The sequence below is a fragment of the Halochromatium roseum genome (genome assembly GCF_016653315.1).
GTDB classification, from domain to species: domain Bacteria; phylum Pseudomonadota; class Gammaproteobacteria; order Chromatiales; family Chromatiaceae; genus Lamprobacter; species Lamprobacter roseus.
Window position 1 is genome coordinate 1 of sequence record NZ_NHSH01000023.1, and the last position, 3,711, is coordinate 3,711.

The window sequence follows — 3,711 nt, forward strand, 5'->3', positions numbered from 1 at the left end:
CCATTCAATTATTAATAGGGTCGAATTATAACTTTTCAAGGTTAAGCTGTTGTTTTGAAAAAGCTTACTGAAAGAATGCTCGTCAGGTTACTGAAAAATAAAAAAATATTATTTAGTCACAAGTCTAGTGAACTCTTCGCTCTGAACCGCGCGAGGGTCTTGGTAGCGAATGGCCTCGGTCCATTTGCTCGCGATCTGCCAATCTTCAGCGTTCTTGATGGCCGTTTCTTGGCCAGTGAACTGCAGTAAGAAGGGTAGTTTATGCGATTTCAGCACGCGCAGATCGCCATCGGTGCGGTAGCTGTCCCAGCGCAGATGTTTGGCGATGGCATATTTCAAACCCAGCTCTAGGCAGTAACCACCCAGGTAGATGGCGTTCGCATAGCGTTGATGCTCGGCAAGCAACACCGCATAGCGATACTTCTGCCTTAGATTGACTTCGAGTTCTTCGAGTGTCATCTTATGCCAACCCCGCGCTACTCGGTAGATTGATGATCCGCCGTGCCAGCGATTCCGCCACCGGTAAGGGTGCGCGCGGGCAGTGCTGATAGGGCGGCAACTGGTGCATCAGCGTCCAGGCCGGACGGGTCATCAGTCCAGCATCGTTGGTCGCCTCCAGAATCGCATCGCGTTGATCGGCGACCGCCTCGTCCAAGATCAGCGTCTGTAACCAATCGTTGCTCTCGCAGCCGGGCGGTTCCTGCAGCAGCCGTACCTCTGGCAGGCTGGCGAAGGCGTCTCGATAGCGCAGGGCCAGGCGCCGCTTGGAGGCGAGAAACTGCGGCAACTGTTCCAACTGCGCACAGCCAAGCGCGGCGTTGAGATTGGGCATGCGATAGTTACAGCCGATTTCGTCGTGGATGTACTCCCAGCGGTGCGGGCGTTTGGCGGTGGTGGTCAGGTGCTTCGCCTGGTTCGCGAGACGCTCATCGTCGGTCAGGATGGCGCCACCGCCAGACCGCGCCTGTGCGCTCAGCGGTGGTGCTGAGCCAGTCGCGCAGGGCGAGGGGATCAAGGCCGAGCGTCAGCTCTTGGCTTTCAGCGAAGTGGGGGACCGCACCTAGATACCTAGATAATGCACGGCGAGGCGCATTTTGGCGATGGCTCGGCCTCTGGGGTGGCGATCGACTATCTACTCGAGCAGCAGCCGCTTGGCACCGCGGGCGCGCTTGGCCTGTTGCGCGAGACGCTGGAGCAGCCGTTCTTTGTCACCAATGGTGATTTGCTGACCAAGGTCGACTTCCGCAAGATCCTGGATTTTCATCGCGAGGAGGAGAGCGATTTCACCGTTGGCGCGGTGCGCTATGACATCTCGGTGCCCTACGGGGTCTTGCTACAAGAGGACGATCACATCCAGGGCATCGTCGAGAAGCCGGTGTATCGGCATTACGTGAATGCCGGCATCTATCTGCTGAACCCTGAGCTACGACAGCGCATCCCCAAGGGCCAACGGACGGATATGACCGATCTGATGACCGCGCTGTTGGCGGAGCAGAAGCGCCTGCTGACCTATCCGATTATCGAGTATTGGCTGGATATTGGCCGACATCCGGATCTGGAACTGGCCCGGTCGGAGTTTGAGGTGCATTTTGGGGAGGGGTGAGGGGGCAATGCCGTCAACTTAAGCCGCCCGCTTATACGCCGGATGGAATCCGGGCTTGAGCTTACCGGGGTTCTGGCGCGGAAAGCTGCGGTTCGGCCGCACGGCCTCAACCGCCGACGCCAGGTGCAGGACCAAGCGATCCAGGAGTCTGCGCTGCTGCGCGCCATCACCCAGCAGAAGGCGAACGAGGTTGTCTTTCATCGCCGAGAGCGTGCTGCAGGCGCGCACCTGGTAGCGGAACTGGCGATGGGCATAGCGCCGCTCGGCCAGCAACTGTGCGACGTTGCGCAGCATGGCGGCGAGATTCATCGCCAAGATCTTGGCCTGGATGTCCTGGCGCACCGCAAGCGGGGAGCGCCCGGACAGGTTCTCGACCTCGGCCCAGCGCTTTTGCCGTTTGATGTGCTCCTCCGCGCTCCAGCGCTTGTGATACAGGGCGCCGAACAGGCGCGCCGGCAGGCGCTCCTCTTCCAGCACCGAGGTCGCCAGGACCTCCGTCTCACCACCGCTGAGGGTGACACGGACCAGGCGCACCCGAATCGGCTCGGCCGGGACCCGCTGATCGCGACAGGCCCGGCGCTGCTCAGCCGACGGGGTCAGCGTCACGATCTGGGCGCGCAGTTGGCTGTCAAAGAAGGCCTGAGCCGGGGCAAAGCTGCTGCGCGAGAGGCGCATGCAGAAGTCGACTCCCAAACTCAGATGCAAGGCGAAGAACCAGAAGGCCGGATAGCCACGATCGTAGATCAGCAGGTCACCCGGTTCGGCGTGGGCAAGATGCTCGATGGCCAACTCGTGCTCGCCGACGCACGTGGCTGCCACCTGCGCGTCGAGCACCAGGTCATGGCCGATGTCGTAGAGGATCGAGCCGCGTGCCAAGGTGGGACCGTTCGCCTGGGCACCGAAGGCACGTTCCAACGCCTCCCCGGTCGGCAGGCGGAAGGTGGTGCCATCCACTGCTCGCAGCCGGAAGCCGTGCCACCTCGGGGTCGACCAGCCGCTGCAGAAGGTCTCGATCGCCAAGCGGTTCAGGTGACCGAAGAGCTTCTCCGAAAGCCCTTTGCGCGCCTTGCTGAAGGCCGCGCGCGTGGGCACGTTGCCTGCGACCGCCTCGTTATCAAGCACCGAGCACAACCCGGCCAACTCCTGCTCGGTGCTGCCTTTGCGCAGATTCAGCATGAACGTGACCAGCCGAGCGAAGGGCAGCTCACGCTGCCGTGTAAAGGCGTTCGGCTGCAGGCGGAAGCGCTCGATCGTCGCTGCGCAAGACAAAGTTTCTTTTATACGGCTATAAACTGATTGAAATGACCGAGACCTTCTCGGCTTCCGCGGGGGTGATCGTGCTGAGCGGGCGCTTTTTCATGACGGTTCTCCAAGACCAGAATGACTGCCGTTAGTTTAACCTTTTCATGGGCTTAAAGCTAAAGTTGACGGCATTGGGTGAGGGGGCCTATCGCAAGCAGCATCCCGAGGCCAAGACCCTGCCGCCGGTCTACCCGCTGGTGCTCTATCACGGCAAGAACCGCTGGCGCATGCCGAGCGACTTCCACGCCCTGATCCGGCCGCTACCGGAGGCGCTCAAGCCCGATGTGCCACAATTCCGCTATGCGCCGCAGGATCTCTCACCGCGCAGCGACGCCGAGATCAAAGGCGATGTGCTGACCCGTCTGGTCCAGTTGGCGCTACGCTGGATCTTCAGCGACCAGCCGCTGGAGCATCTGCAGCGGTTGATCGCCTTGATCAACCAGGTCGCCGATCGCGACACTGCGCTACAGAGTCTGGAATCGCTGCTGCGATACGATGTCCAAGGGACACAACGGGTGGAGGAGCATGACGCCCGCCGCTTGTTGGAACAGACCGCACCGGGAGATCCCATCATGCAGACCTTTATTGATCGGTATATTGAACAGGGCCGAGAGCAGGGCATCGCGCAGGGCCGCGAGCAGGGCAAGGCCGAGATGCTGCTGCGCCAGATGGAGCGCAAATTCGGCCCCACCGATGCCCGGCTACGTCAGCAGATCCAAGAGGCCGATGCCGAGACACTGCTGGAGTGGTCCGATCGCATCCTGACCGCAGAAACCCCGGGGGCGGTGTTTCACTGAGCATCGCCA

General features: G+C 61.0%; 5 protein-coding genes. 2 read left to right on the top strand and 3 right to left on the bottom strand.

The window, feature by feature from the left end; all coding sequences use genetic code 11:
• Positions 1–108 precede the first annotated feature (108 nt).
• Positions 109–459, bottom strand: coding sequence for a hypothetical protein (locus CCR96_RS02445; protein ID WP_201216319.1), 351 nt, complete (start codon positions 457–459; stop codon positions 109–111).
• Between the two features lies 1 nt (position 460).
• Positions 461–1,015 carry a DegT/DnrJ/EryC1/StrS family aminotransferase gene (locus tag CCR96_RS02450; RefSeq protein ID WP_201216341.1) on the bottom strand — a complete coding sequence of 185 codons (555 nt, stop codon included), beginning with the start codon at positions 1,013–1,015 and terminating at the stop codon, positions 461–463.
• Positions 1,016–1,075: 60 nt separating this feature from the next.
• Between CCR96_RS02450 and CCR96_RS02455 the strand changes: the two genes are divergently transcribed.
• On the top strand, positions 1,076–1,603 hold the full coding sequence (locus CCR96_RS02455; protein WP_201216350.1) for a sugar phosphate nucleotidyltransferase: 528 nt from the start codon (positions 1,076–1,078) through the stop codon (positions 1,601–1,603).
• A gap of 18 nt (positions 1,604–1,621) precedes the next feature.
• Here the strand turns inward: CCR96_RS02455 and CCR96_RS02460 are convergent, their stop codons facing one another.
• A complete protein-coding gene (locus CCR96_RS02460) occupies positions 1,622–2,872 on the bottom strand; it encodes an IS4 family transposase (RefSeq protein ID WP_201216358.1) in 1,251 nt (416 codons plus the stop codon).
• Between the two features lie 137 nt (positions 2,873–3,009).
• On the opposite strand from CCR96_RS02460, the gene CCR96_RS02465 reads away from it, so the two are divergent.
• Positions 3,010–3,702 (top strand): Rpn family recombination-promoting nuclease/putative transposase, encoded by a 693-nt coding sequence (locus CCR96_RS02465; protein ID WP_201216366.1) that lies wholly within the window; start codon positions 3,010–3,012, stop codon positions 3,700–3,702.
• Positions 3,703–3,711 lie beyond the last annotated feature (9 nt).